This window comes from Bradyrhizobium sp. CCBAU 45389, assembly GCF_028128625.1.
Taxonomy (GTDB): Bacteria; Pseudomonadota; Alphaproteobacteria; order Rhizobiales; family Xanthobacteraceae; genus Bradyrhizobium; species Bradyrhizobium liaoningense_B.
Window position 1 is genome coordinate 246,583 of the sequence record NZ_LBIY01000093.1, and the last position, 23,887, is coordinate 270,469.

The window sequence follows — 23,887 nt, forward strand, 5'->3', positions numbered from 1 at the left end:
CATCGCTTCGCGGCGCAAGGAGATTGTCCTGATTCTGATAATGAGGGCCAATTCCGGCGTAAAGCCGAATTCGCCCAGCCTGATTTGCGTCGGCGGACTTTTAGACGGTTGTCGGGAGCCACGCAATCAAGGATCGCATCAAAACTGCGCAAAGTATTGATTTTTAACGAGAATTATAAAATGACCGCTGAACGGTCAGGGCTTGGCCAGCGGGACGGCGGAAATGACGACGAAGGCCTGGGCGAGCGGCCAGTCGTCGGTGATCGACAGGTCGATCCGCGGCTCGAATCCCTCCGGCGTCAGGGCCTGGAGCCGGGCCAGGGCGCCGCCGGTGAGCTGCATGGTCGGCCGTCCCCCCGGCAGGTTGACCACCCCCATGTCGCGCCACCAGACGCCGCGGCGGATGCCGGTGCCGAGCGCCTTGGAGCAGGCCTCCTTGGCGGCGAAGCGCTTGGCATAGGTCGCCACCACCATCTTCTCGTTCTTGGCCCGCCGCTCCGCCTTGGCCCGCTCGGCCGCGGTGAAGATGCGGTCGAGGAAGCGCTCGCCGTGGCGCTCGATCACCTTGGCAACGCGGGTGATGTCGATCAGGTCGGAGCCGATGCCGATGATCATGCCCGGCTCCGGCCGCGGTCCATCGCCGCCCGCATGGTGCGCACCGTCTCGGCAAGGCCCACGAACAGCGCTTCGCCGATCATGTAGTAGCCGATGTTCAGCTCCATGATCTCCGGCAGGCCTGCGATCGTCTCCGCCGTCGCGTAGTCGAGCCCGTGGCCGGCATGAACCTCCAGCCCCGCGTCCTTCGCCAGCTTCACCCCCGCCACGATCCGCTGCCATTCGGCCGCGGCCTTGTCGGTGTGGCCGTCGACGACGGCATCGCACCAGGCGCCAGTATGGATCTCGATCACGGGCGCCCGCAGCCGCGCCGCCATCTCGATCTGCGCGGGGTCGGCGGCGATGAACAGCGAGACGCGGATGCCGGCATCGCTCAGCCGCGCGATGTAGGGCGCGAGCGCGTTGTGCTGGCCGACCACATCCAACCCGCCTTCGGTCGTCACCTCCTGGCGCCGCTCCGGCACCAGGCACACCGCATGCGGCTTGGTGGCGAGCGAGATGCGCATCATGTCGTCGGTCGCCGCCATCTCGAAATTGAGCGGCCTGGAGATTTCCGCCTTCAGCCGCGCCATGTCCTCGTCGCGGATGTGCCGGCGATCCTCGCGCAAATGCGCCGTGATGCCGTCGGCGCCGGCCGCGATGGCCAGCAGCGCGGCGCGCACCGGATCGGGATGGCGGCCGCCGCGTGCGTTACGCACGGTTGCAACGTGATCGATATTGACGCCGAGGCGGAGCGGAGCTGCGGGCATTTCAGGACTCACGAAATCAGAGAGACGGACGCATGCGAGATGCGTCTATCCATTAACACGTTCGACGCGGGCGACGACCGCCTTGGCGCGCAACTGGGCGAGGATCGCGCTCAGGTGCTTGAGATCGTAGACTTCGAGATCGATCGTCGTTTCCGTGAAGTCAGGCGAGCGGCGCTGCATGCTGATATTGTCGATGTTGCCGTCGTGCTCGGCGATCACGGTCGCGATCTGCGCCAGCGCGCCGGGCTCGTTGACGTTCTCGACCTTGATGCGGGCCGGGAAGCGCTGCGGCGCGGTGTCCTCGATGTCCCAGCGCACGTCCAGCCAGCGCTCCGGCTCCTCCTCGAAGTCCTTCAAGGCCGGCGCCTGGATCGGGTAGATCGTGATGCCCTCGCCCGGGGTGACGATGCCGACGATGCGGTCGCCGGGCACCGCGCCGCCATTCGGCGCGAACTTCACCGGCAGGTCGGAATTGATGCCGCGGATCGGGATCGCGACCGGGCTGCGGGGCGGCTCGGACGACTTCTCCTTGAGCTTGGCGGCGAGGCCCTTCTTGATGCCGTAGCGGGCGACGCGCTCCTCCTTGTAGTCGGGATACATCGCGCGCGCGACGTGCGACGCCTTGATCTCGCCGCGCCCCACGGCCGCCATGACGTCCTCGATCGAGGTGCGCGCAAGCCGCGGCAGCGCGCCCTTGAGCTTGTCGTCGGCGTATTCGATCTTGGCACGCTCGAACAGGCGCTCGACGATGCGCCGGCCGAGGCCGACATATTGGTCGCGCACGGCGGTGCGCGTGGCGCGGCGGATCGCGGCGCGCGCCTTGCCGGTGACCGCGAGCGTCTCCCAGGCGGATGGCGGCGCCGACTGCGCCTCCGAGGTCAGCACCTCGACCTCGTCGCCGTTCTGCAGCTCCGAGGACAGCGGCGAGAACTTGCCGTTGATCTTGCAGCCGACCGCGCTGTTGCCGACATCGGTGTGCACGGCATAGGCGAAGTCGATCACGTTGGCATGGCGCGGCAGCGCGATCAGCTTGCCCTTCGGAGTGAAGCAGAACACCTGGTCGTGGAACAGCTCGAGCTTGGTGTGCTCGAGGAATTCCTCGGGATTGGCGCTCTCCGACAGGATGCCGACGGTGTGGCGCAGCCAGGCAAACGCGTTGGATTCCCGCTTGAGGTATTCGGTCGGCGAGCCCGTGCCTTCCTTGTAGAACACGTGCGCGGCGATGCCGCGCTCGGCGATCTGATCCATCTCCTCGGTGCGGATCTGGAGCTCGGCGCGCTGGTTGCCCGGACCGATCACGGTGGTGTGGATCGAGCGGTAGTCGTTCTGCTTCGGCGTCGAGATGTAGTCCTTGAAGCGGCCCGGCACGACCGGCCAGGTGGTATGAACGATGCCGAGCGCGCGGTAGCACGCCTCGACGTCGTTCACGACGACGCGAAAGCCGAAGATATCGGACAATTGCTCGAAGCCGACCGACTTGCGCTCCATCTTGGTCCAGATGGAGAATGGCTTCTTGCGGCGGCCGTAGACGCGCGCCCCCAGGCCCCGGTGGCGCAGATTGTTGGAGAGCTGATCCTCGATCTCGCCGATCAGGTTGCGGTTGCGCTCGGCGAGCGCGTCGAGCCGCTGCATCACCACCGAATAAGCCTCGGGGTCGAGCGTGCGGAAGGACAGATCCTCCAGCTCCTCGCGCATTTCCTGCATACCCATGCGCCCCGCGAGCGGCGCATAGATGTCGAGCGTCTCCTCGGCGATGCGCCGGCGCGATTCCGTCGGCACGAATTCCAGCGTGCGCATGTTGTGCAGGCGGTCGGCGAGCTTGACCAGCAACACGCGGACATCGTCGGCAATCGCCAGCAACAATTTGCGCAGGTTCTCGGCCTGCTTGGCCTCTCGCGACACCAGCTCCAGCCGCTTCAACTTGGTCAGGCCCTCGACCAGCGCGCCGATCTCGGGCCCGAAGATCTGGTCGATCTCGCCTCGCGTCGCCTCTGTGTCCTCGATCGTGTCGTGCAGCAGCGCGGCCACGATGGTGGCATCGTCGAGCTTGAGGTCGGTGAGAATCGCCGCCACTTCGAGCGGGTGCGAAAAATAAGGATCGCCCGAGGCTCGCGTCTGCGAGCCATGCGCCTTCATGGCGTAGACATAGGCGCGGTTCAGCAGATCTTCGTTGGTGTTGGGATTGTAGGACCTGACGCGCTCGACGAGGTCATATTGACGCATCATGCGCGCGCGCGGCTTTGCCGGGCGCACCACCGGCGCAGTCGGGACCACGGCAACCGATTCGGTTGCGGCTTGCATCTGCGTGGATCTCCGGCGCCGATATACCATTCCGTCCTGCCTTCAAACGGACCAAGAGACGGCCCGTTGTATACATCTTAGCTTCGATCGTGCGCGCGTCAGATCAATTCGATGACAGGTGCGCAGCGCCAACCGACAACACTATGGTAACCACGAAAACGCCAACAAAAGCAAAGGCCCGAACAACGGTTCGGGCCTTTGATAAGATCACAAGAAGTCGACGATTGCGACGGGACGATTTACTCGTCCTCCTCGGGCTGCTCTTCCGGCGGCGCGAGGCCTTCGAGGCCCTTCAGGAGCTCCTCTTCGGTCATGCGCTCAACGGCAACTTCGGTATCGTCCGCATCGACGCTGGCGCCGGCGGAACCGATCAGCGGCACCGTATCCGGCTCGGGCTCGTCGACCTCGACGAACTTCTGGAGCGAGTGCACCAGCTCCTCGCGCAGGTCCTCCGGCGAGATGGTCGTGTCGGCAATTTCGCGCAAAGACACAACAGGGTTCTTGTCGTTATCGCGGTCAACCGTTAGTTGTGAACCTGACGAAATCATGCGGGCGCGGTGGGCGGCCAGCAGGACCAGGTCAAACCGGTTGTCGACCTTGTCGATACAATCTTCTACGGTGACGCGAGCCATGGACTGTCGCTCCGTTGTGGGTGGGACGAAATATGTGGATGATTGGGGCTAGTTATAGGGGCCAAGGCGGTTTCGCAAGGCCAATTTGTGATTTGGCCTCGCCAAATGGCTCTGGTACCCCCACATTAGGGCTGGGATGGGTGATTTCCCGGGCTGCCAGCGGGGGCGGCGCCGGGCATATGAGAGTCCGCCATAACTATACCTTGATTGCCCCGACTTCTCCGGATTTGCGGATTCGACGGGTTTAGGCGCCACCTGGGGACTGCGCGGCCGGCTGCCGCCGCGCCAACAATAAACGATCAATCACGACACACTACGCGAGCAAACTGAATGTCACCTTCTCCTACCAACAAGATCGCGCTCTTTATCGACGGGGCCAACCTCTACGCGACGGCGAAAACTCTGGGCTTCGACATCGACTACAAGCGCCTGCTGAAGGAATTTCAGAGCCGCGGGACGCTTCTGCGGGCCTTCTATTACACCGCCATCATCGAGGATCAGGAATACTCCTCGATCCGCCCGCTGATCGACTGGCTGGACTACAACGGCTACACCGTCGTCACCAAGGCGACCAAGGAATTCATCGACGCCTCCGGCCGCCGCAAGGTCAAGGGCAACATGGACATCGAGCTGGCCGTGGACGCCATGGAGCTCGCCGAGCACATCGACCAGATGGTGCTGTTCTCCGGTGACGGCGACTTCCGCTCCCTGGTCGAGGCCGTCCAGCGCCGCGGCGTGCGGGTCACCGTGGTCTCCACCATCGCCAGCCAGCCGCCGATGATCGCCGACGAGCTGCGCCGCCAGGCCGACGTCTTCACCGACCTCGTCGAGCTGCAATCCAAGCTCGGCCGCGACCCGTCCGAACGCCCCGCCCCGCGCGACCGCGGCGAGCGTGGTGAGGGACGCCACCACGCCCCGCAGTTCCTCCAGCGCGCGACCACCATGGCGCCGAGGGGCGATGACGACTTCGAGGAGTGAGGCGGCACGGTCAAGCCGCCAGCCCCCCACCCTCGTCCCCGACCGTGACTGTCCGCTCTGCCCCCGCCTGGTCGCCTTTCGCCAGGCGAACCGCGCGCGCGAGCCGTTGTGGCACAACGCCCCGGTGCCTCCCTTCGGCGACATCACGGCACGCCTGCTGATCGTCGGCCTGGCGCCGGGCATGCAGGGCGCCAACCGCACCGGCCGCCCCTTCACCGGCGACTATGCCGGCGACCTGCTCTACGCCACGCTGCTCGAATACGGCTTTGCCAAGGGGACCTATCAGGCGCGGCCCGATGACGGGCTGAAGCTGGTCGACTGCCGCATCGCCAATGCCGTGCATTGCGTGCCGCCGCAGAACAAGCCGCTGCCGGTCGAGATCAACACCTGCCGCCAGTTCCTCGTCGCCAATCTCGAGACGATGCCGAAGCTGCGCGCGATCGTCGCGCTCGGGCGGATTGCGCACGACAGCGTGCTCAAGCCGCTGAAGCTGAAGGCCTCGCAGGCCCCCTTCGGCCATGGCGCGGTGCATCAGGCCGGCCCGTTCCGGCTCTACGACAGCTATCATTGCTCGCGTTACAACACGAACACCGGCGTGCTGACCGCCGAAATGTTCCGGAGCGTGTTCGCGAAGATCAAGGCCGACCTCGACTAGGCCTCGCCCTGGTCAGCCCTTGGCCGGACTGGCCTTCAGCCAGTCCAGGACGTCGCCGGCGTTCCGGTCGGGCGGAAATACCGGATAGAACACATGCGTGATGCGGGCATCGTCGATGATCAGCGCAAGGCGCTTGATCAGCGTCAGGCCCGCAACCTCCATGGTCGGCAGGTTCAGCGCGCGCGTGAGCGCCAGCTTCTCGTCCGACAGCACGGGAAACGGCAGGTGCAGGCGCGAGGCCATCTCGGTCTGATAGTCATTGCTCTGGGTGGAGAGACCGAACACGTGGGCAGCGCCGGCCGCCTTCAGCTCGGCGAACAGATCGCGGAACGCGCAGGTCTGCGGCGTGCAGCCGCGCGCCCCTGGGATCATGTCCCAATCGTCCACCAGCGCGATCTTGCCGGGCTCGCCGGTGCGCGGATAGGCGAACACCACGGTCCGGCCGCGCAGGGCCGACAGCGTCACTGACCTGTCGTCGGTCGCGAGCAGGCCGATCGGGGGCAGCGTCAAGCCTTTGAGGTGCGCGGCACCGCCGTCATCGGCGGGTGCCGGAATCTGGCTCCAATCCACCTCGAGCAGGTTCCGCTGGTTCATCGCATTATCCCCTCGCCCGCATCAGCCGGCCCTTCTCCCGGCTCCAGTCGCGCTTCTTCTCGCTCTCGCGCTTGTCGTGCAGCTTCTTGCCCTTGGCGACCGCGAGCTGCAGTTTGGCGCGCCCGCGCTCGTTGAAGTAAAGCTTGAGCGGGATCAGCGTCATCCCCTCGCGGTCGACCGCGCCCATCAGCTTGTTGATCTGCCGGCGATGCAGCAGCAGCTTTCGCGGCCGCTTCGGCTCGTGATTGAAGCGGTTGCCCTGCAGATATTCGGGAATGGTGGCGTTGATCAGCCAGATCTCGCCGTCCTTGGAATCGGCGTAGGATTCCGCGATCGTGCTCTTGCCGTTGCGGATCGACTTGACCTCGGTGCCGGTCAGCGCAATCCCCGCCTCGATCGTATCCTCGATCGCATAGTTGAAGCGGGCCTTGCGATTTTCCGCCATGACCTTGATCGGACGTTCGTTCTTGTCGGCCATGACGGTGAAACCTGGGAGTCAAACCTGATCGAGTTGCGCGCTTAAGCTAACAGTTTGGACGAAGTGCGCGCGTCACTTCTTGAGGAGATCGCGGATCTCGGTGAGTAGCACGACCTCCGCCGACGGCTTCGGCGGCTCCGCGGGCTTGGCTTCCTCCTTGCGCTTCAGCGTGTTCATGGCACGGATCACCAGGAACAGCACGAAGGCGACGATGATGAAGTTGATCGTCAGCGTCAGGAAACTGCCGTAAGCGAGCACCGCGCCCTGCTTTTTCGCATCCGCTAAGTTGGTGGCGGTCACCGCCTTCGACAAGGGGATGAAGTAGTTCGAGAAGTCGAGGCCGCCGGTGGCGGCGCCGATGATCGGCATGATGACGTCGCCGACCAGCGACGTGACGATGGCGCCGAAGGCCGCGCCGATGATGACGCCGACCGCGAGGTCGACGACATTGCCCTTCATGGCGAACTCGCGGAACTCCTTGAGCATGCGCATGCCCTTTTCGTCGACCGCCATGAAAAGCTCCCCCGGGGTTTGGTTAGCGCATCAGTTGATCAGGCCGGCATGCACCATGGCGCTGCGCACCGCAACGCGCGTCGGCTCGGAGACCGGCACCATCGGCAGCCGCAGCGTCTCGTCGAGCTTGCCGAGCAGCGACATCGCATACTTGATCGGCGCCGGATTGCTCTCGATGAAGAGGTTGTTGTGCAGCGGCATCAGCTTGTCGTGCAGCTTGAGCGCAGTGGCATGATCGCCCTTCTGCCAGGCGGCGTGGAACTCCGAGCACAGGCGCGGCGCGACGTTCGAGGTCACCGAGATGCAGCCATGGCCGCCATGGGCCATGTAGCCGATGATGGTGGCGTCCTCGCCGGACAGCTGGTTGAAATCCTCGCCCAGCGCCGCGCGCTGCTGCGAGACGCGAACCATGCTGGCGGTGGCGTCCTTGACGCCGGCGATGTTCTTCAGCTCCCACAGCCGCTTCATGGTGTCGACCGACATGTCGATCACCGAGCGCGGCGGGATGTTGTAGATGATGATCGGAATCCCGATCGCATCATTGATCGCCTTGAAGTGCTGATACATCCCTTCCTGGGTCGGCTTGTTGTAATAGGGCGTCACGATCAGCACGGCGTCCGCGCCCGCCTTCTCGGCGTGCTGGGAGAGCTCGATCGCCTCCTTGGTCGAATTGGAGCCGGCGCCCGCGATGACGGGCACGCGGCCCTTGGCCTCAGCTATGCACCACTCGACGACCTTCTTGTGCTCGTCATGGCTCAGCGTCGGGCTCTCGCCGGTGGTGCCGACCGGGACCAGGCCATTGGTGCCCTCCGAGATCTGCCAGTTCACCAGGGAGCGGAACGCCGCCTCGTCCAGCGAGCCGTTCTTGAACGGCGTGACCAAGGCGGTGAACGACCCCCGGAATTTCGTCTTGGCTGCCATGGACTTCCTCCGTACGCGGCAATCTTGAGAGCAAGCCCATACATATCGGGTCTATCCCGCCGGTAAAAGGGCCGCTGCCGCGGGACGCACCGTTTAGGCCGCGATTTTGCCGCGGTGGTGGTGCAAACCCGCCGGAAGTAAGCGCCTGTTGGTATTTTGTCCGCATATTCAATCAGATTCAGCTAGATCTTGAGCCACTTCACTGATTCGGGGCGACAAACGCCGTGACCTCCTTTCCTCGTGCCGCCTGGCGATCCGCCGGTCTGGTCGTGAGCCTGATGGCAGGGCTGTCGGTCGGCTGCGTCGCCCTCGCCAAGTCCAATGAGACGCCCGCGGACGGGACCAAGGAACCCGCCAAGCAGGCTGCCAAGGACGCAGCAAAAGGGTCAGCGAAGGACGCAGCCAAGGGAACCGGCAAGGACGCAACGAAGGGCGCAAGCAAGGGGACAGCGGGCGCCCCGGCCAAGGACGCAGCGAAGAAGCCGGCCAAGGATGCCGCCGCCAAGGATGCCGGCAAGACCGCAAGCAAGGACTCCGGGAAGGACAAGCCGAAGCCAGCGGCCGCAGCCGCGCCGAAATCACAGCCGACCGCCAACAGTTCGCCGCCCAAAACCGCACCCGCCCCGGCCGTGACGGCGACCATCAGGCCGACTGCCCCGGCCCCCGCCAAACCAATCGCCGCGCCCGTGCTTGCACCTGCGACCCGCCAGCACGCCGCACCGCGCAAGCCGGTCACGCCGGCCGCGGTCGCTGCGACCTCCTCGACGTCGCAGGCCGACAAGGACACGCTGGAGAACGTCATCGAGCTCGTCCGCAAGCGCAAGCCGGGCGATGCCACCAATTATGCGGCCTCGATCTCGGATCCCGTCGCCCGCAAGCTCGCGGAATGGATCATCCTGCGTAGCGAGGACAATGGCGCGACCGTCGAGCGCTACCGCGCCTTCCTCTCGGCCAATCCGAGCTGGCCGTCGCAGACCTTCCTGCGCCGCCGCCTCGAGGCCGCTATGTGGGACGACAGGCGCGACGAGTCCGTCGCGTGGTCCTGGTTCGAGAACGAATCCCCGGTGTCCGCCAAGGGCCGCTTCACGCTCGCCAGGGCGATGCTGGCACGCGGCGACCGCGCCAATGCCGAGCGGCTGGTGCGCGAGGCCTGGCGCAGCGATCCGATGTCGGAGGACACCGAGAACAACGCGCTCGACCAGTTCGGCGCCCTGCTGACGGCGGGCGACCAGAAGGCGCGGATGGACACCCTGCTCTATGGCAGCGAGAACGAGGCCGCGCTGCGCGCCGCAAAACGCCTCGGCGCCGGCTATATCGCGCTGGCCAAAGCCCGCATCGCCTCCGTCAAGAAGGCACCGAACGCGCGGGCATTGCTCGAGGCGGTGCCGCGCGAGCTGCACAACGATCCCGGCTTCCTCTTCAGCAAGATCCAGTTGCTGCGCCGCGAAGAGAAGTTCACTGAGGCCGCCCAGCTGATGCTATCGGCGCCGAAGGATCCGAACCGACTCTACAATCTCGACGAATGGTGGATCGAGCGGCGCCTTTTGGCGCGCAAGATGATCGACACCGAGGAATTCCGCAGCGCCTATCTCATCGCGCGCGATGCGGCCCTGCCCTCGCGCGACATCTACAAGACCGAGCAGGAATTCACCGCCGGCTGGATCGCGCTGCGCTTCCTCAACGACCCCGCAACCGCCACCCAGCATTTCGCCCGCATCGGCGTCGGCAGCGTCAACCCGACCACGCTGGCGCGCGCCGGCTATTGGCAGGGCCGCGCCGCGGAAGCCGCCGGCCGCCAGCAGGAGGCACGCAATGCCTTTGCCCGCGCAGCCGAACAATCGACCAGCTATTACGGCCAGCTCGCACGCGCCAAGCTCGGCCTGCCGCAGATCGAGCTCAACAGCCAGCCGCGCGGCCGCGGCGCCGAACGGCTTGAGATCGTGCGCGCTGCGCAGCTGCTCTACGAGCTCGACGAGCGCGAGATGGCAATACCGCTGCTGGCCGACATGGGCGAGAACGGCGATCCTGAGGCGCTCGCCGGCCTTGGCGAGCTCACCCAGCGCTACAGCGACGCGCGCGGCATGCTGCTGCTCGGCAAGGCCGCACTCAACCGCGGCCTGCCGTTCGACTTCTATGCCTACCCCGTCAACGGCATTCCGCAGTTCACGCCGATCGGCCCCGAGGTCGAGCGCAGCATCGTCTACGCCATCGCCCGGCAGGAGAGCGCGTTCAACCCGTCGGTGGTCTCGCCGGCCCAGGCCTACGGGCTGATGCAGGTGACCCCGGATGCCGCGCGCTATGTCTGCAAGCGGCACGGCGCGACCTACGATCTGGGGCGGCTCAAGAACGATTCGGTCTACAACGCCACGCTCGGCTCCGCCGAACTCGGCGGGCTGCTCGAGGATTATCGCGGCTCCTACATCATGACCTTCGCCGCCTACAATGCCGGCCGCGGCAGCGTGAAGAAGTGGATCGACCGCTACGGCGATCCGCGTGACCCCAAGGTCGATGCGGTCGACTGGGTCGAGCTGATTCCGTTCTCCGAGACGCGCAACTACGTGCAGCGCATCATGGAGAACCTTCAGGTCTACCGCGCCCGGTTCGGCGGCGGCACGCGGTTGCAGATCGAGGCCGATTTGCGCCGCGGCGTCGGCAGCGTGGAATAGAAATACCCTCCTTCGGTTCGCGGCCAAGAGCATGGGGTCTGACCCGACGCTCGGGCGAGCTATCCCAATCCAGTGCGCACCTTGAGAGCTGCCGGTGTCGCTGGTCAGACCGGCAGCTCGCGTCACTCCGGGGCTTGGAGCGCCCGTCGCCGCATATCCTACTTGCCAGCGTGCGACTGCATGGCCTTCTCTATCTGCTCCTTGACGGCTTCCAGGTTGAAGCTTGCACCCTTCTGCATCGGTGGGAACTCGATCGCCGTCTGGGCGAGCTTGCCGACCTCCTGCTGCACGAACTGGAACCGCCAGAACTCGTAAACAAACCAGTTATAGAAGGCCAACGACCCCTGCGCGCCGTTGGGCAAGTTCGTGCGTTCGAAGGGATCGAGGCGGATATTGGTGAGGATCGGCCAATCAACCTTGACCGTGCCGCCCAACCAGCCGCTCGGCTGATCGGTGAAGCGATATTTGAAGTCGTCGATGCGCACCGCGCTCAGCGTGCCCTCGGTGAAATAGAAGACCGAGTGGCGCGCAGACGGGCCTTTTCCGGTAATCAGGTCCATCTGGTTGTACCCGTCGAGGTGGACCTTGTAGGTCTTGTCGCCGAACTGCTTTCCTTTCCGCAACTCGTCGGCGATATTCGGATTGCCCGCTGCGGCGACGAAGGTCGGGAACCAATCAAGTCCGGACATGATGCCGTTCTCGACCTTTCCCGCCGGCACCTTGCCCGGCCAGCGGATCATGCAGGGCACGCGAAATCCACCTTCCATGGCCGTTCCCTTGCCGCCTGCAAATGGCGTCTGTCCGCCGTCAGGCCAGGTGAAGTTCTCCGCGCCATTGTCGGTTGTGAACGCGACGATCGTGTTATCGTCGAAGCCCTCGTCCTTGAGCTTCTTCATGACGGCGCCGACGATGTCGTCGAGCTGGGCGAATCCGCCCTCGGAAACCGACCAGCCGTTTTCGGAGTTGCGCATGTTCTCGTATTTCTCGGAGAGGTGGGTGACGACGTGCATGCGCGTCGGGTTGAGCCAGACGAAGAACGGCTTGTTGTCGCGCTTCGCCTTGTCGATGAAGTCGAACGTGATCTTCAGGATTTCGTCATCCACCGTCTCCATCCGCTTTGGATAAAGCGGTCCGGAGTCCTCGATCTTTTGCTTGCCGACCTTGCCCCAGCGCGTCTGCACCGTCGGATCGTCGACGTTGGTCGCCCAGGAATGAACCATGTTGCGCGGACCGACGGTGGCCAATAGCGCCTGCGGGTAGTTGCGGTGGGCCGGGTCTTCCATGGCGTCGAGGTGGTACAGATAGCCGAAGAACTCGTCGAAGCCGTGCATGGTCGGCAGGAATTCGTTGAGGTCGCCGAGGTGGTTCTTGCCGAACTGTCCCGTGGCGTACCCCATGGATTTCAGCGCGGTCGCAATGGTCGGCGCTTGCGCCGGCATGCCAATCGGGGAGCCTGCCTGGCCGACCGTGGTAAGCCCGGTGCGGATCGGCAATTCTCCGGTGATGAAGTTGGCGCGGCCTGCCGTGCAGCTGGCCTCGGCGTAATAGTCGGTGAAGCGCATGCCTTCCGCGGCGAGCTTGTCGAGGTTCGGAGTCCGGCTTGCCATGACGCCCTGATGGTAGGCGCCGATATTGAACCAGCCGATGTCGTCACCCATGATGAAGACGATGTTAGGCCGCTGGCCGGCCGCTGCGGGCGCCGGTGCCGGTTGCTGCGCTTGTGCCGGGCTCGTCAATCCGACGGCCGAGAGCGCCGAAGCGGCGACCAAAGAACTACCACTCAACAACAGATCGCGGCGTTTCAATCCTCCGCCGATTGATCCCGTGCTCATCTCAGGCTTTTCCGGAATCCTATCTGTACTCATGATGTGATCCTCTTCCTGGTGATGCACCTGAAGCCGAGATGGCTTGCTGAGGTGTCGATCGGCTCGGCATGACGCGCGGCCGGACGATAGCGGCGGCAGTAGTTGGGAGCGCAAAGATGCGAGCCGCCTTTGAGCACCTTGCGCGAAATCCTGAGGTTTGGCTGACAAGATCGTAGCTCGGGCCCGCCGCGAGGAGTGACGTAGCCGGTCGCATTCACGAATTTGCGGAATTGGCGGTTGGTGACCGGCGTGCGATCGATCCAGAATCCGTCGACGGTAACGCGATGGGCTGGCGCTTCCTCCGGACAATGGCGATCCGAGTCCATGCGAAACGTGCCGCCCGGCACATAAAGCATCCCCTCACCTGCCGGATGCTCGGACGATTGTCCGGAACCAGACAACGATTTCGTATCAGCCAGATTCATGACGCCCCCCGGGCGCGTGCATCAGCGGCCTGCGTTGCTTGGTTCGTGACACCGCCCGAAGAGTCGATTCGCTTGGTACGCGTCTTTCGAAAGTGGGGCCTTGACGGACGGTGAGGCGTACAGAAACGGAGCGGCCCTTCTCCGGATTGATCCAGATCAAGGGTCCACAGCTCGGCAGCAGCGGAGGCTCAAGCCTGAGGAGCTTGAAATTGGCCCGCCGACCTCGTCGGTTCTGGGACTCATCCGCCAGTTCGGAACCGTCCGATTTCGAGTGCAGAGAAACGAACGGAAGCCCTCGCCTCCGCGGCGAGATCAATCGGCGAGATGTTCGCTGGCTGTGTCAGTGAAGCGACGGGGGGACCACGTGCGCGCCGGCCGGAGATGGCGTGCAGAGCAGTCGCCGGCTCTTGTGCAACGGCCGTGACCCGAGGCGTAGCGAGCGACCGGTCACGGAAGCGACGCGCCGACCCGGCCGACCCTCGCTGGCTCGCAAGCCCATGCACCAAAAGAAAAGCCCCGGCGGTTTCCCGCCGGGGCTCTCTGTCAGGTCGTTAGACCGAACTTACCAGTTGCGCTGAGCGCGGAGCAGCAGCGTGATGCTGTCCTGATCCTTCAGCTCGTACACAGCGGCCGGCTTGGCGATCGCACCAGCACCAGCGTAAGCAAACGTACCGGCGAACTTCTGGTCGAGATGGGTCCAGTTGAGGTCAGCCGAGAACGTCAGGTTCTTGACCGGGGTCCAGCGGGTGATGATACCCACCTGGCCGATCGCGAAGTCCGGGTTACACGAGGTAACGCCAGCCACGGCGAACGTGCCACCGACGCCGCAGAGGGAGGTCTTCGCGAGCGAGCCGTACTGAGCCTGAGCGTAGGCACCGTAGATCGCCGTGTTCCAGTAGGGATCCCAGTTGTGGGTGTAGGCACCACGGAAGCCCCAGGTCTTCACGGTCTCCTGCTGGCTACCGCCACCAGCCGACGTGAACACCGTATCCGGCGCGAAGGCGAAGCCGACGCTCTGGTAGGCGATGCCGGAGCTGCCGAAGATCGAGTACGAGCTACCCGCCAGGTTCTGGAAGTTGTAGCGGGTCGCACCGTCGGTGTAGACGCCCTGGATGTTGATCACGTCACCCGCACCGGTCGGGATGTTCTTGATCGACAGAGCGAGCTGAACCGCCCAACCCCACTTGTCGTCGGGGTGGCCAGTCGGCTCGGTCGCGCCATAGTACGCAACGTGGTTGTCGTGCGCAGCGACCGACGCCTGGAAGAGACCCCAAGCCTGGTCGACGCGGACCATACCGACGAGGTTCGGCGAACGCGAGCCACCGATGGCGTTGATGCCAGAGGTGCCGCCGACGAGGCCAGCCACGGTAGCGCCGGCGAGGTTGACGTTGCCAGCCTGGTAGTAGGCCGTCGCGTCTTCCGCCGAGAATGCCGCCGTCACGCCCTGACCGAAGTCAGCGGTGTAGCTGAACTGGTTGACACCGGTGACCGTGCCGCTGCCGCCGACGAGACCGTCGAAGTTGTTGCCGGGATAGTTGGTCCAGGGCGCGTCGAACTGCGACACGGCCTTACCCATCGTGAAGCCGGCGAACTGGATGAAGGCATAGTACACGCCGAGCGAACCGCCCGAGGTACCGCCGTCAGTCGGGTTGATCGTCGTACCAACGAGGGCTGGGGTCGCACCCGAGGTGTTCAGAGCCACCGTGCTGCTGTAGGCGGTGCCGCCGAACGCGGAGCCGGTGCCCTGATAGCCGCCGGTGGTCCAGGAGAACGTCGCATCGAAGAAGGTGCGGACCACGCCGTATTCGGTCGCGGTGCGCGTATCGATGTTGAGATCTTCACGAGCGCGCGCGGTGTAGTAGTTGCTCAGGCGATTGTGCGCACCGGCGGGAGAGCCGTTGGCAATGCCGTAGACGCTGTTGGTGCCCAGCGCGACTTCAGCGCGCAGGTAACCACCCAGCTTGATGCAGGTGTCGGTGCCCGGGATGTAGTAGAAACCCGCACCGTACAGGGAGCAGATCTTCACGTATTCGACCGCCTTGGCCTTCACGGGGAGATCGGCTGCCTGCGCTCCGCCCACGGCGATCAGACCCGCCGCTGAGCCGAGCAAAAGGCTCTTAACCAACTTCATGTTAAACCTCCAAGTTGCTCTTCAGGGATGGTCACTGACCCGGACGGCCAATTCCCCAACCCCCTCTAAATCACCGCTGTTGGTCCCTTCGCGCCTTCGGACACACCCGCATGAACGCGAGGGACTTAAGCGAAAGACCTAAACGGGACGACCTCGGGATGCCCCCCTCCGTCGCTCAGTCACAATTACCGAACGTCTTTGCACACACAACAACAGAACGCTCCGGAACGGGCCTATGAAGCGCGTTTTCCGATGGGTGTTGCACAAATAACACGCAGATGTGATCGCAGCGCCTTCGTAACATACTGTTATTACTAACGTTTTCGAGGCGGTTCCATTTGCCATCAAAATTCCCCACTTAAGGAACGACGGGCAACGCCCTCGCACGCACGAGCTTTGACGCCTTCGAATCGTGGAATCAGAAGGAGACTCAAGGACAAGGCGCAGCCTCCTTCCGCAGCTCGTTTCTTGACGCATTTCTTGGTCCAGGCACGGTCACGGCGGCGCTTCGGCCCGCAGCATCCCCCTGGGATTGGCGCGGCTATCGGGCGAGCAGCTCGCCCGGCGGAGCCGGAGGACCCCCGGTCAGGCGCTCCCGCGCGCAAGCCCCTGAAATTTACCAGCAATGTCAGGTTCTTGCCTGAGAAGAGCCACGTCCATCCGTGAAAGACGTCCTTGTTTTGGGACGCCAGACGATTCCGGCACCGTGTCTGCTCTCGCCGCCTCAGGCTCGCGCCCCGAGCGCAAACCGGTTTGTCTGGAAAATCGATGGGAATATTCGAGCGAAAACACGCGCTTCCAAATTGACCGGCTCAAGCAATTAGATGCATAAGGCTCGCACCGGAGAGGTGGCCGAGTGGCTGAAGGCAACGCTTTGCTAAAGCGTCATACGGTCTCAAGCTGTATCGAGGGTTCGAATCCCTCCCTCTCCGCCACCCAACAGCAGCAGCATCAAGGTCTGTGGGTTCTTTCACCTGAAAGCGACCGCCGAACGGCTGCGAAAGCCTGCGCCAGGGATCAGCGCCGCCGCGCTCAGGCCGATTCGCGATCACCTTAATATAAGCGTGTCCGCACCTAGCCGCCGGACCGCCAGATGCGCCAGTGCCAGGGCGATATCAGCACCGGCTCGTTGGCCCAGACGTTGAACCAGACGCCGGACCTGCGGCGGGCCGGAAAGGTCCAGGGCACGATCCCTGTCTTGTGCGGCCGGCCGAGTTCCAGATCGCAATCGTCGGGCGCGATCTGAATCGGCAGCCATTGTTCATTGGTGTCGTGGGCGCTCATACCGCGCGGGTCTAGGCGGCGGCACGACATAGGATTTTGATTCAACGCAACGAGGTCCACCCGTGAAAACACGGGTCTGGACGCGATTCTCTTCCCAAGGCTGTTTCGCTCGAGGTTGGTTCCCGCGAGGAACCGCGTCAGGCGAGAATCGAGAGCCCGTTCCGATTCAAGCGGAACGGAAACGGCCCTAGTGGGCGGAAACCCAGGCCCTCGCCTCGCGCTGTGCGGCCGAGATCTCGGCGTCCGACATCTGACCCGCGACTTCCTGGCGGAGCGCCACGGCGTCCTTGCGGCCCTTCAGGGCGGCGAGGTTGAACCATTTGTGCGCGGCGACGAGATCGACGAGGCGGGAGCGGCCGCTCGCCCAATAGATCCCGCGCTCGAACAGCACGTCCGACAGCGCGCTCGCGTCGATCGGCGTCGCCGTATCGAGATCGAAAGTACCCTGAAACATAACGCATCCCCTTCTTCTTATGCCGCCTCGTCCCCCGAGCGCGGCTCCCGTCCAACTCTGATGTGCATGATCCCTTCTGGGATCGTGCACTGTTCAACTCTTCCCCAAGTCTTCTTGCCGAAGCAGTTTGCCGGCTTGTTGGAGGCGATGATGGCGGGCAAATTTGAATGGCAGTTTAAGTATCGCGATGAAGCAGACGTAAACGCGAGCACGCGGCGCCTGCGCACGGAATTCAAGAAGCCCCTGATTTGCAGGCACTTCTGCGATTCGTCAGATTCGGTTTACCCTGCGATTTTGGGAGAACGATAACCATCGCGCGCGGAGGCGCGCGTGTCCTGTGGCGTCCCCGCTCGCTGTCATCACCCGCGAGCTGGCTACGCGAAGGCCTCGCCGGGGCCTGCGGTCCTGGGACGATGAAGCTTCAGCGAAGGCGGCAGGCGGGTGACCCAGCATTGCAGGGACAGCAATGTCCGCGAGACGCCAGGATCGTCCGCTCGAAGCCAGGCGATGCGACCGCGCAGGGAGAGACGGCGCGCGCACAACGCCACTGGCGCCGCAGCCCTCGCCCGCCCCAAGGCAGCACAAGAGAGGCGCGCGGACGCGTCGCGGTCAGATCAGCAATGTCGGAAAAGGGGATGCCGGCAATACCCCGGCCTCAGGGAACGAGGGCGTCGGCGAACACGTCAGGACCAGATTCCACGTTGACCCGAAGGCCGCTTGCGGAATTGCGGAGCCCTTTGGAAGGAGAACCGCACCGAACGAAGAAAACTCGTTTCTTCTGCCGGACCGTGATTGAACGGCCCGACCGTTGACCTGATGTCTCGCCGACACCCTCTATCGTCGACCAGAACCTCTGGGAGGCGCTGATGACGTGCCGGCTGCTTTAAGAGCCGGCAACTTCAGAAGTCGAAGTTACTTCTTCTTCTTGGCGACCTTGCGGGTCTTCTTCGCAGTCTTCTTCACTGCGCTCTTCGCCTTCTTCGCCTTCTTCGCTTTCTTGGCCATGTTGCCCTCCGATGTGTGAGATGGCTTTAATCGCTGCGTGCACTCGGGGATCGAATGCACTCACCCCGAATACACCAACACGACGAAAAAAACATCTTCTCACTTAAGGAAGTGTTGACGGCGCAGTGCGCGTGCGCCAGCCGCGCCTGATTTGCCGACACGCAGAGACACGCGTCTGCGATTGCAAATGCGTCTCGCAGCATTGACGTCGTCAAGCGACGCGATTGCAAAAAAACTCTATGCAGCAAGTATTATCCTGCGCGCACACATCACGCGTGATCAGTGCGATGAAGCGCGCTGCAGTGCGCGCTGTCGCCTCGCAGGGGCGAGTCGCGGACTCTGAGTCGCGAATTTTGGCAACGAAATTATTTTCATGCTTAACGGCGCAAGCGCTCGTCAGAGCGTGTGCAAGTCGCCGTTTTGCGCGAATCGCGCGGCGGCGATTCGGTGGCGCTGCGCGCCCTCGGCGGGCGATGTTTGCCGCCAACGATGCGCGCGAACGTCGCATCGCGAAGGCGTCGCGAGGTGACGGAGCGTGTCCGTCACCTCGTTCGAACGCGTGAGGCTAGATGCCGAGCTTGGACTTGAGCAGGTCGTTGACGCTCTGCGGGTTGGCCTTGCCGCCGGACGCCTTCATCACCTGGCCGACGAACCAGCCGAGCGACTGCGGCTTGTCCTTCACCTGCGCGGCCTTGTCGGGATTGGCCGCGATGATGTCGTCGACCACCTTCTCGATCGCCGAGAGGTCGGTGACCTGCTTCATGCCGCGGCTTTCGACGAGCGCGCGCGGATCACCGCCCTCCTGCCAGACGATCTCGAACAGATCCTTGGCGATCTTGCCCGAGATCGTGCCCTCGCCGATCAGGTCGATGATCGCGGCAAGCTGCTCGGCATTGACCGGAGAGCCCGTAATATCCCGGCCTTCCTTGTTGAGACGGCCGAACAGCTCGTTGATCACCCAGTTCGCCGCCATCTTGCCGTCGCGCGCGCGATTGGCGAGCTTGTCGAGCACCGTCTCGTAGAACACCGCGCTCTCGCGCTCGGCAACGAGCACGCTCGCATCATAGGCCGACAGGCCGAAATCGGCGACGAAGCGCGCCTTCTTCTGGTCCGGCAGCTCGGGCAGCTCAGCCTTCAGCTCGTCGACCAACGTTTGGCTGAACTCGAGCGGCAGCAGATCGGGATCGGGGAAGTAGCGATAATCGTGCGCCTCTTCCTTGGACCGCATCGAGCGCGTCTCGCCCTTGTTGGGGTCGTAGAGCCGCGTTTCCTGCTCGATCTCGCCGCCATCCTCGAGGATCTCGATCTGGCGACGCGCCTCGTACTCGATTGCCTGGCCGATGAAGGTGATCGAGTTCATGTTCTTGATCTCGCAGCGGGTGCCGAGCGGCCCGCCGGGCTTACGCACGGAAACGTTCACATCGGCGCGCAACGAGCCCTTCTCCATGTCGCCGTCGCAGGTGCCGAGATAGCGCAGGATCGAGCGCAGCTTGGTCACATAGGCTTTCGCCTGCTCGGCGTCGCGGATGTCCGGTTTTGAGACGATCTCCATCAGCGCCACGCCGCAGCGGTTGAGATCGACGAAGGACAGCGACGGCGACTGGTCGTGCAGCAGCTTGCCGGCGTCCTGCTCCAGATGCAGCCGCTCGATGCCGATCGTCGCGGTTCTGCCGCCGTCGAGCTCGACCAGCACCTCGCCCTCGCCCACCACGGGCGACTTGTACTGGCTGATCTGGTAGCCCTGCGGCGAGTCCGGATAGAAATAGTTTTTCCGGTCGAACACCGAACGCAGATTGATCTTCGCGTTGAGGCCGAGCCCGGTCCGGACAGCCTGCCTGACACATTCTTCGTTGATGACGGGCAGCATGCCCGGCATCGCGGCGTCGACCAGCGACACGTGGCTGTTCGGCTCGCCGCCGAACGCCGTGGCTGCGCCTGAGAACAGTTTTGCGTTCGAGGTCACCTGGGCATGAATCTCCATGCCGATGACCATCTCCCAGTCACCGGTGGCGCCCTTGAGAAGCTTGTGCGTGGCCGTGCTCATGTCTTGCTCCCGAGCAGCGTGGCAGCGATCCGCTCCCACTCCGCTTCCAATGAATCCTTTGCAGCGGGCTGGCCGGCCTGGCGGTACCAGTAGCCGGCATTGCCGAGATCGCCTTCGACGCGGTGCAGATAGGCATGCACCCAGGCGGCGTCGCGACCCTGGTCGTCCTGAACGATCTTGTGCGCCTGGTCCCAGTCGCCCTTCGCAGCCCACCAGAGACCTCTGAGCGGCGCGTTCAGCTCCGGCGCGGGCGCCGCGCCGTCGAGGCTTGCGATGAAGCCAGCGACATTCACCACCACCTCGCGGGCGTGAAGCGGCCGGCGGCCTGCTCGATCACCTCGCCGAGCGAGAACAGCGTCTCCTCCTCGAACGGACGGCCGATCAGTTGCAGGCCGAGCGGCAGGCCCTGCGCGTCCTTGCCGGCGGGCACGGCGATGCCCGGCAGGCCCGCCATATTCACGGTCACCGTGAAGATGTCGTTGAGATACATCTCGACGGGGTCGGCGCCGCCCTTCTCGCCGATGCCGAAGGCCGCCGACGGCGTCGCCGGCGTGAGGATGGCGTCGACGCCCATGGCGAAGCAATCCTCAAAATCCTTCTTGATCAGCGTGCGTACCTTCTGCGCGCGCAAATAATAGGCGTCGTAATAGCCGGCGGAGAGCACATAGGTGCCGATCATGACGCGGCGACGCACCTCCGCGCCAAAACCTTCGGCGCGGGTGTTCTCGTACTGCTCGATGATGGTCTTGCCCTGCTCGCGCAGGCCGTAGCGGACGCCGTCATAGCGCGCGAGGTTGGACGACGCTTCCGCCGGCGCCACGATGTAATAGGCCGGCAGCGCGTACTTCGTGTGCGGGAGCGACACCTCGACGAGCTCGGCGCCGGCCGCCTTCAGCCACGCCGCGCCCTCGCTCCACAGCTTTTCGATCTCGGCCGGCATGCCGTCGAGACGATACTCCTTGGGGATGCCGATCTTCATGCCCTTCACGGACTTGCCGATCGCCGCCTCGTAATCCGGCACGGCAATGTCGACCGAGGTCGTGTCCTTCGGATCGTGCCCGGCCATCGAGCGCAGCAGCATCGCCGCATCGCGCGTGCTGCGCGCGATCGGCCCGGCCTGGTCGAGCGAAGAGGCGAAGGCGACGATGCCCCAGCGCGAGCAACGGCCGTAGGTCGGCTTGATGCCGACGGTTGCGGTGAACGCCGCCGGCTGACGGATCGAGCCGCCGGTGTCGGTCGCGGTCGCGCCCATGCACAGCAGCGCCGCCACGGCCGAGGCCGAGCCGCCGGACGAGCCGCCCGGCACCAGCGTCGTATTGCTCCCCTCGCGCCGCCAGGGATTGCCGACGGGACCGAAGCACGAGGTCTCGTTGGCCGAGCCCATCGCGAACTCGTCATTGTTGAGCTTGCCGAGCATCACGGCGCCGTCGCGCCAGAGCTGGGAGGTGACGGTGGACTCATAGGTCGGCACGAAATTGCCGAGGATTTTCGAGCACGCCGTGGTGCGCACGCCCTTGGTCGCGAACAGGTCCTTGATGCCGAGCGGAATGCCTGCGAGCGGACCGCCCTCACCCTTGGCGATCTTCTCGTCCACGGCCTTCGCCATGGCGCGCGCCTGATCCGGCGTCTCCATCACGAAGGCGTTGAGCACGCGCGCGGCTTCGATCGCGGAAAGATGCGCGTCGGTCAGCTCGAGTGACGTGAAAGTCTTGTCGGCGAGACCCTTGCGGGCCTCGGCGAGCGTCAGCGATGTCAAATCGGTCATTTATTGATCGGGCTGCAGAAGAACGGAGACAGGGTCTTGTCGTTGGCCGGGTCGTCTTTTTTGGCGGCGACCTTCGCGGCCGCCTCGATCTCGTCGAGCACGGCATTGACGGCGACATTGGGATCGGCAGCCTTGCCCTGCCGCTCCATCTTGTCGAGGTAATTCATGTAGGCCTGATAGGCCTTCTCATCGTCGCAAAGCAGACACATCGGACCACGTCCTGAAATTTACTCGACAACCTTCGGCACCAGGAAGAAGTGCCCCTCGGTCGCCGGCGCGTTGGCAACGATATCGTCGGCGATCTCGCCGTCATTGACCACGTCCTGCCGCTTCTTCATCTGCATCGGGGTGACCGAGGTCATCGGCTCCACGCCCTCGACATTGACCTCCGAGAGCTGCTCGACGAAGGCCAGCATGGCATTGAGCTCACCCTGCAGGTGCGGAACCTCGTCCTCGGAAACCGCAATGCGCGCCAGATGCGCGATGCGGCGGACGGTAGCGGCGTCGACGGACATTATATAAGGCCTCTCACGGCAAAACCTATGTGCCGTATAGCAGAGGCCGCTTTTGCGCCGCAACCGGCGCTTTCCCCTTACCCAGCCAGCACTTTCATGCGCGCCAACGCCGATTTGGCGAGATCCCGGGTCAATTCGGCCGCGGGGACCTCACGACCGAGGGCAATCGCCTGCCCGGCCCACAGATTGGTGAAATCCACCCTGCCCTGCTTTTCGGCAGCCGCCTTGAGCGGCCCCAGCGCGGTCGCGGCATGAGGAAACGGGGGCGCATCCGGCGAGACCGGGCCGGCCTCGCGCATCAGGCGGTTCTGGACACCGCGCGCCGGACGTCCGGTCATGACATTGGTGATGACGGTGGAATCGTCCCGCGCTTCAGCAAGCGCCTTGCGGCCGCCCGCACTGACCTTGGATTCCGGGCAACGCAGATAGGCGCTGCCGATCTGCACGCCGGAGGCACCGAGCGCGAAGGCCGCCGCAATGCCGCGCCCGTCCGCGATGCCGCCCGCCGCGATCACCGGCACCTTCACGGCATCGACAACCTGCGGCACCAGCGCGAACGTGCCGGGCTGCTCGGCGATCTTGTCGGTCAGGAACATGCCGCGATGGCCGCCCGCTTCGGCGCCCTGCGCAATGACGGCATCGACGCCGTGCTGCTCGAGCCAGACCGCTTCCTTCACGGTGGTGGCGGATGAGATGACGAGGCAGCCGGCGGCCTTGACGCGCCTCAGCAGCGCCTGCTCCGGCAGGCCGAAATGGAAGCTGACGACCTCCGGCTTCAGCTCCTCGACCACCTCGCAGAAGGCCGCATCGAACGGCGCGCGGTTGGCCGCAGCGATCGGCGCCGCCGGATCGAGACCATGCTCGGTGTAGTAGCCCGTCAGCCGCTGCTTCCAGCGCGCGTCGGCCTCGCTCGTGAGCTCGACCGGTGTGTGGCAGAAGAAGTTCATGTTGACCGGCGCCTTCACCCGCTGGCGGATGAGGCCGACCTGCTCGCGCGCCTTCTCCGCCGAGATCATCGCACACGGCAGCGACCCCAGCGCGCCGCCCTGCGCGGCCGCAATCACCAGCTCCGCATCTATCGCACCGGCCATCGGCGCCAGCACGATCGGGAATTCGGTCTTGAAGAGATCGATCAGTCGACGGTCAGGCCACATGGTTGTTCTCTCTCGTTCTTTCTTACCCTCCCCTGGAGGGGTAGGGTCGATCGCGCGTAGCGCGAGCGGGGTGGGGTGACAGTCTCTCCATTGAGGCGGTGCCCGCAGGGAGAGATCACCCCACCCCGCTTCGCATTTCGCTT

The 23,887-nt window shown here is 64.3% G+C and carries 22 protein-coding genes and 1 tRNA gene; 4 read left to right on the forward strand and 19 right to left on the reverse strand.

The genetic code is table 11. The features are described 5' to 3' along the window. Positions 1-195: 195 nt before the first annotated feature. The 4 genes from acpS to rpoZ all read right to left on the reverse strand — a co-directional run bounded on the left by acpS (position 196) and on the right by rpoZ (position 4,297). Entirely contained in the window at positions 196-615 is a 420-nt protein-coding gene (acpS, locus tag XH79_RS25070) for a holo-ACP synthase (RefSeq protein ID WP_212335874.1), read from the reverse strand. Beyond that, positions 612-1,364: a pyridoxine 5'-phosphate synthase gene (locus XH79_RS25075; protein ID WP_271583311.1), complete on the reverse strand. Its 753-nt coding sequence runs from the start codon at positions 1,362-1,364 to the stop codon at positions 612-614. Before XH79_RS25075 ends, acpS begins: the two co-directional genes overlap by 4 nt. 45 nt (positions 1,365-1,409) lie before the next feature. After that, entirely contained in the window at positions 1,410-3,695 is a 2,286-nt protein-coding gene (locus XH79_RS25080) for a RelA/SpoT family protein (RefSeq protein ID WP_212335872.1), read from the reverse strand. A 209-nt stretch (positions 3,696-3,904) separates the two neighbouring features. Further along, positions 3,905-4,297, reverse strand: coding sequence for a DNA-directed RNA polymerase subunit omega (gene rpoZ / locus XH79_RS25085; protein WP_008133017.1), 393 nt, complete (start codon positions 4,295-4,297; stop codon positions 3,905-3,907). A gap of 330 nt (positions 4,298-4,627) precedes the next feature. Here rpoZ and XH79_RS25090 point away from each other — a divergent pair, with 330 nt between their 5' ends. Then, positions 4,628-5,275, forward strand: coding sequence for a LabA-like NYN domain-containing protein (locus tag XH79_RS25090; RefSeq protein ID WP_018644573.1), 648 nt, complete (start codon positions 4,628-4,630; stop codon positions 5,273-5,275). Next, positions 5,256-5,930 carry a uracil-DNA glycosylase gene (locus XH79_RS25095; protein ID WP_271583312.1) on the forward strand — a complete coding sequence of 225 codons (675 nt, stop codon included), beginning with the start codon at positions 5,256-5,258 and terminating at the stop codon, positions 5,928-5,930. The genes XH79_RS25090 and XH79_RS25095 overlap by 20 nt, the downstream gene beginning before the upstream one ends. A 12-nt stretch (positions 5,931-5,942) precedes the next feature. Here the strand turns inward: XH79_RS25095 and XH79_RS25100 are convergent, their stop codons facing one another. The 4 genes from XH79_RS25100 to dapA form a co-directional block, all read right to left on the reverse strand. Then, positions 5,943-6,524, reverse strand: a complete 582-nt coding sequence (locus tag XH79_RS25100) for a peroxiredoxin (protein WP_271583313.1) — start codon at positions 6,522-6,524, stop codon at positions 5,943-5,945. Between the two features lie 4 nt (positions 6,525-6,528). Then, complete coding sequence (gene smpB / locus XH79_RS25105) at positions 6,529-7,002, reverse strand: SsrA-binding protein SmpB (RefSeq protein ID WP_035709956.1); 474 nt, start codon at positions 7,000-7,002, stop codon at positions 6,529-6,531. A gap of 72 nt (positions 7,003-7,074) precedes the next feature. Further along, on the reverse strand, positions 7,075-7,515 hold the full coding sequence (gene mscL / locus XH79_RS25110) for a large conductance mechanosensitive channel protein MscL (protein ID WP_271583314.1): 441 nt from the start codon (positions 7,513-7,515) through the stop codon (positions 7,075-7,077). Between the two features lie 30 nt (positions 7,516-7,545). Next, entirely contained in the window at positions 7,546-8,436 is an 891-nt protein-coding gene (gene dapA / locus XH79_RS25115; RefSeq protein WP_260390074.1) for a 4-hydroxy-tetrahydrodipicolinate synthase, read from the reverse strand. A 278-nt stretch (positions 8,437-8,714) separates the two neighbouring features. On the opposite strand from dapA, the gene XH79_RS25120 reads away from it, so the two are divergent. After that, positions 8,715-11,102 (forward strand): lytic transglycosylase domain-containing protein, encoded by a 2,388-nt coding sequence (locus tag XH79_RS25120; RefSeq protein WP_271583346.1) that lies wholly within the window; start codon positions 8,715-8,717, stop codon positions 11,100-11,102. 158 nt (positions 11,103-11,260) lie between these two features. On the opposite strand, the gene XH79_RS25125 is transcribed toward XH79_RS25120, so the two are convergent. The 3 genes from XH79_RS25125 to XH79_RS25135 form a co-directional block, all read right to left on the reverse strand. After that, a complete protein-coding gene (locus XH79_RS25125; RefSeq protein WP_271583315.1) occupies positions 11,261-12,934 on the reverse strand; it encodes an arylsulfatase in 1,674 nt (557 codons plus the stop codon). Between the two features lie 29 nt (positions 12,935-12,963). Further along, on the reverse strand, positions 12,964-13,392 hold the full coding sequence (locus tag XH79_RS25130; protein ID WP_271583316.1) for a formylglycine-generating enzyme family protein: 429 nt from the start codon (positions 13,390-13,392) through the stop codon (positions 12,964-12,966). 562 nt (positions 13,393-13,954) lie between these two features. Then, a complete protein-coding gene (locus XH79_RS25135; protein ID WP_271583317.1) occupies positions 13,955-15,523 on the reverse strand; it encodes a porin in 1,569 nt (522 codons plus the stop codon). A gap of 842 nt (positions 15,524-16,365) precedes the next feature. Between XH79_RS25135 and XH79_RS25140 the strand changes: the two genes are divergently transcribed. Further along, positions 16,366-16,458, forward strand: a tRNA-Ser gene (locus XH79_RS25140). A gap of 139 nt (positions 16,459-16,597) precedes the next feature. Here XH79_RS25140 and XH79_RS25145 read toward each other — a convergent pair. From XH79_RS25145 to XH79_RS25180, 8 genes are all read right to left on the reverse strand, one after another. After that, entirely contained in the window at positions 16,598-16,807 is a 210-nt protein-coding gene (locus tag XH79_RS25145; RefSeq protein ID WP_271583318.1) for a hypothetical protein, read from the reverse strand. 187 nt (positions 16,808-16,994) lie between these two features. Beyond that, the gene (locus XH79_RS25150) at positions 16,995-17,261 is read right to left on the reverse strand and encodes a hypothetical protein (RefSeq protein WP_271583319.1); all 267 of its coding nucleotides are present in this window, start codon (positions 17,259-17,261) and stop codon (positions 16,995-16,997) included. 1,570 nt (positions 17,262-18,831) lie between these two features. After that, positions 18,832-20,310 carry an Asp-tRNA(Asn)/Glu-tRNA(Gln) amidotransferase subunit GatB gene (gene gatB / locus XH79_RS25155; RefSeq protein ID WP_271583320.1) on the reverse strand — a complete coding sequence of 493 codons (1,479 nt, stop codon included), beginning with the start codon at positions 20,308-20,310 and terminating at the stop codon, positions 18,832-18,834. Further along, positions 20,307-20,609 carry a hypothetical protein gene (locus tag XH79_RS25160; protein WP_212335864.1) on the reverse strand — a complete coding sequence of 101 codons (303 nt, stop codon included), beginning with the start codon at positions 20,607-20,609 and terminating at the stop codon, positions 20,307-20,309. Before XH79_RS25160 ends, gatB begins: the two co-directional genes overlap by 4 nt. After that, the gene (gene gatA, locus XH79_RS25165; RefSeq protein WP_271583321.1) at positions 20,600-22,075 is read right to left on the reverse strand and encodes an Asp-tRNA(Asn)/Glu-tRNA(Gln) amidotransferase subunit GatA; all 1,476 of its coding nucleotides are present in this window, start codon (positions 22,073-22,075) and stop codon (positions 20,600-20,602) included. The genes XH79_RS25160 and gatA overlap by 10 nt, the downstream gene beginning before the upstream one ends. Next, positions 22,072-22,284 carry a hypothetical protein gene (locus tag XH79_RS25170; RefSeq protein WP_271583322.1) on the reverse strand — a complete coding sequence of 71 codons (213 nt, stop codon included), beginning with the start codon at positions 22,282-22,284 and terminating at the stop codon, positions 22,072-22,074. Before XH79_RS25170 ends, gatA begins: the two co-directional genes overlap by 4 nt. An 18-nt stretch (positions 22,285-22,302) precedes the next feature. Then, positions 22,303-22,590, reverse strand: a complete 288-nt coding sequence (gene gatC, locus XH79_RS25175; protein WP_008548395.1) for an Asp-tRNA(Asn)/Glu-tRNA(Gln) amidotransferase subunit GatC — start codon at positions 22,588-22,590, stop codon at positions 22,303-22,305. Between the two features lie 77 nt (positions 22,591-22,667). Continuing rightward, positions 22,668-23,744 (reverse strand): NAD(P)H-dependent flavin oxidoreductase, encoded by a 1,077-nt coding sequence (locus XH79_RS25180; protein WP_212335861.1) that lies wholly within the window; start codon positions 23,742-23,744, stop codon positions 22,668-22,670. Positions 23,745-23,887: the final 143 nt, after the last annotated feature.

Bases quoted from the DNA above. Each gene is read 5' to 3' on its own strand.
- XH79_RS25150 (WP_271583319.1), bottom strand. From the start codon at position 17,261: ATGTTTCAGGGTACTTTCGATCTCGATACGGCGACGCCGATCGACGCG.
- XH79_RS25145 (WP_271583318.1), bottom strand. From the start codon at position 16,807: ATGAGCGCCCACGACACCAATGAACAATGGCTGCCGATTCAGATCGCG.
- XH79_RS25135 (WP_271583317.1), bottom strand. From the start codon at position 15,523: ATGAAGTTGGTTAAGAGCCTTTTGCTCGGCTCAGCGGCGGGTCTGATC.
- acpS (WP_212335874.1), bottom strand. From the start codon at position 615: ATGATCATCGGCATCGGCTCCGACCTGATCGACATCACCCGCGTTGCC.
- XH79_RS25130 (WP_271583316.1), bottom strand. From the start codon at position 13,392: ATGAATCTGGCTGATACGAAATCGTTGTCTGGTTCCGGACAATCGTCC.
- XH79_RS25090 (WP_018644573.1), top strand. From the start codon at position 4,628: ATGTCACCTTCTCCTACCAACAAGATCGCGCTCTTTATCGACGGGGCC.
- XH79_RS25125 (WP_271583315.1), bottom strand. From the start codon at position 12,934: ATGAGCACGGGATCAATCGGCGGAGGATTGAAACGCCGCGATCTGTTG.
- mscL (WP_271583314.1), bottom strand. From the start codon at position 7,515: ATGGCGGTCGACGAAAAGGGCATGCGCATGCTCAAGGAGTTCCGCGAG.
- smpB (WP_035709956.1), bottom strand. From the start codon at position 7,002: ATGGCCGACAAGAACGAACGTCCGATCAAGGTCATGGCGGAAAATCGC.
- XH79_RS25080 (WP_212335872.1), bottom strand. From the start codon at position 3,695: ATGGTATATCGGCGCCGGAGATCCACGCAGATGCAAGCCGCAACCGAA.
- XH79_RS25095 (WP_271583312.1), top strand. From the start codon at position 5,256: ATGACGACTTCGAGGAGTGAGGCGGCACGGTCAAGCCGCCAGCCCCCC.
- rpoZ (WP_008133017.1), bottom strand. From the start codon at position 4,297: ATGGCTCGCGTCACCGTAGAAGATTGTATCGACAAGGTCGACAACCGG.
- XH79_RS25120 (WP_271583346.1), top strand. From the start codon at position 8,715: ATGGCAGGGCTGTCGGTCGGCTGCGTCGCCCTCGCCAAGTCCAATGAG.
- gatB (WP_271583320.1), bottom strand. From the start codon at position 20,310: ATGAGCACGGCCACGCACAAGCTTCTCAAGGGCGCCACCGGTGACTGG.
- XH79_RS25180 (WP_212335861.1), bottom strand. From the start codon at position 23,744: ATGTGGCCTGACCGTCGACTGATCGATCTCTTCAAGACCGAATTCCCG.
- XH79_RS25075 (WP_271583311.1), bottom strand. From the start codon at position 1,364: ATGCCCGCAGCTCCGCTCCGCCTCGGCGTCAATATCGATCACGTTGCA.
- dapA (WP_260390074.1), bottom strand. From the start codon at position 8,436: ATGGCAGCCAAGACGAAATTCCGGGGGTCGTTCACCGCCTTGGTCACG.
- gatC (WP_008548395.1), bottom strand. From the start codon at position 22,590: ATGTCCGTCGACGCCGCTACCGTCCGCCGCATCGCGCATCTGGCGCGC.
- gatA (WP_271583321.1), bottom strand. From the start codon at position 22,075: ATGACCGATTTGACATCGCTGACGCTCGCCGAGGCCCGCAAGGGTCTC.
- XH79_RS25100 (WP_271583313.1), bottom strand. From the start codon at position 6,524: ATGAACCAGCGGAACCTGCTCGAGGTGGATTGGAGCCAGATTCCGGCA.
- XH79_RS25170 (WP_271583322.1), bottom strand. From the start codon at position 22,284: ATGTGTCTGCTTTGCGACGATGAGAAGGCCTATCAGGCCTACATGAAT.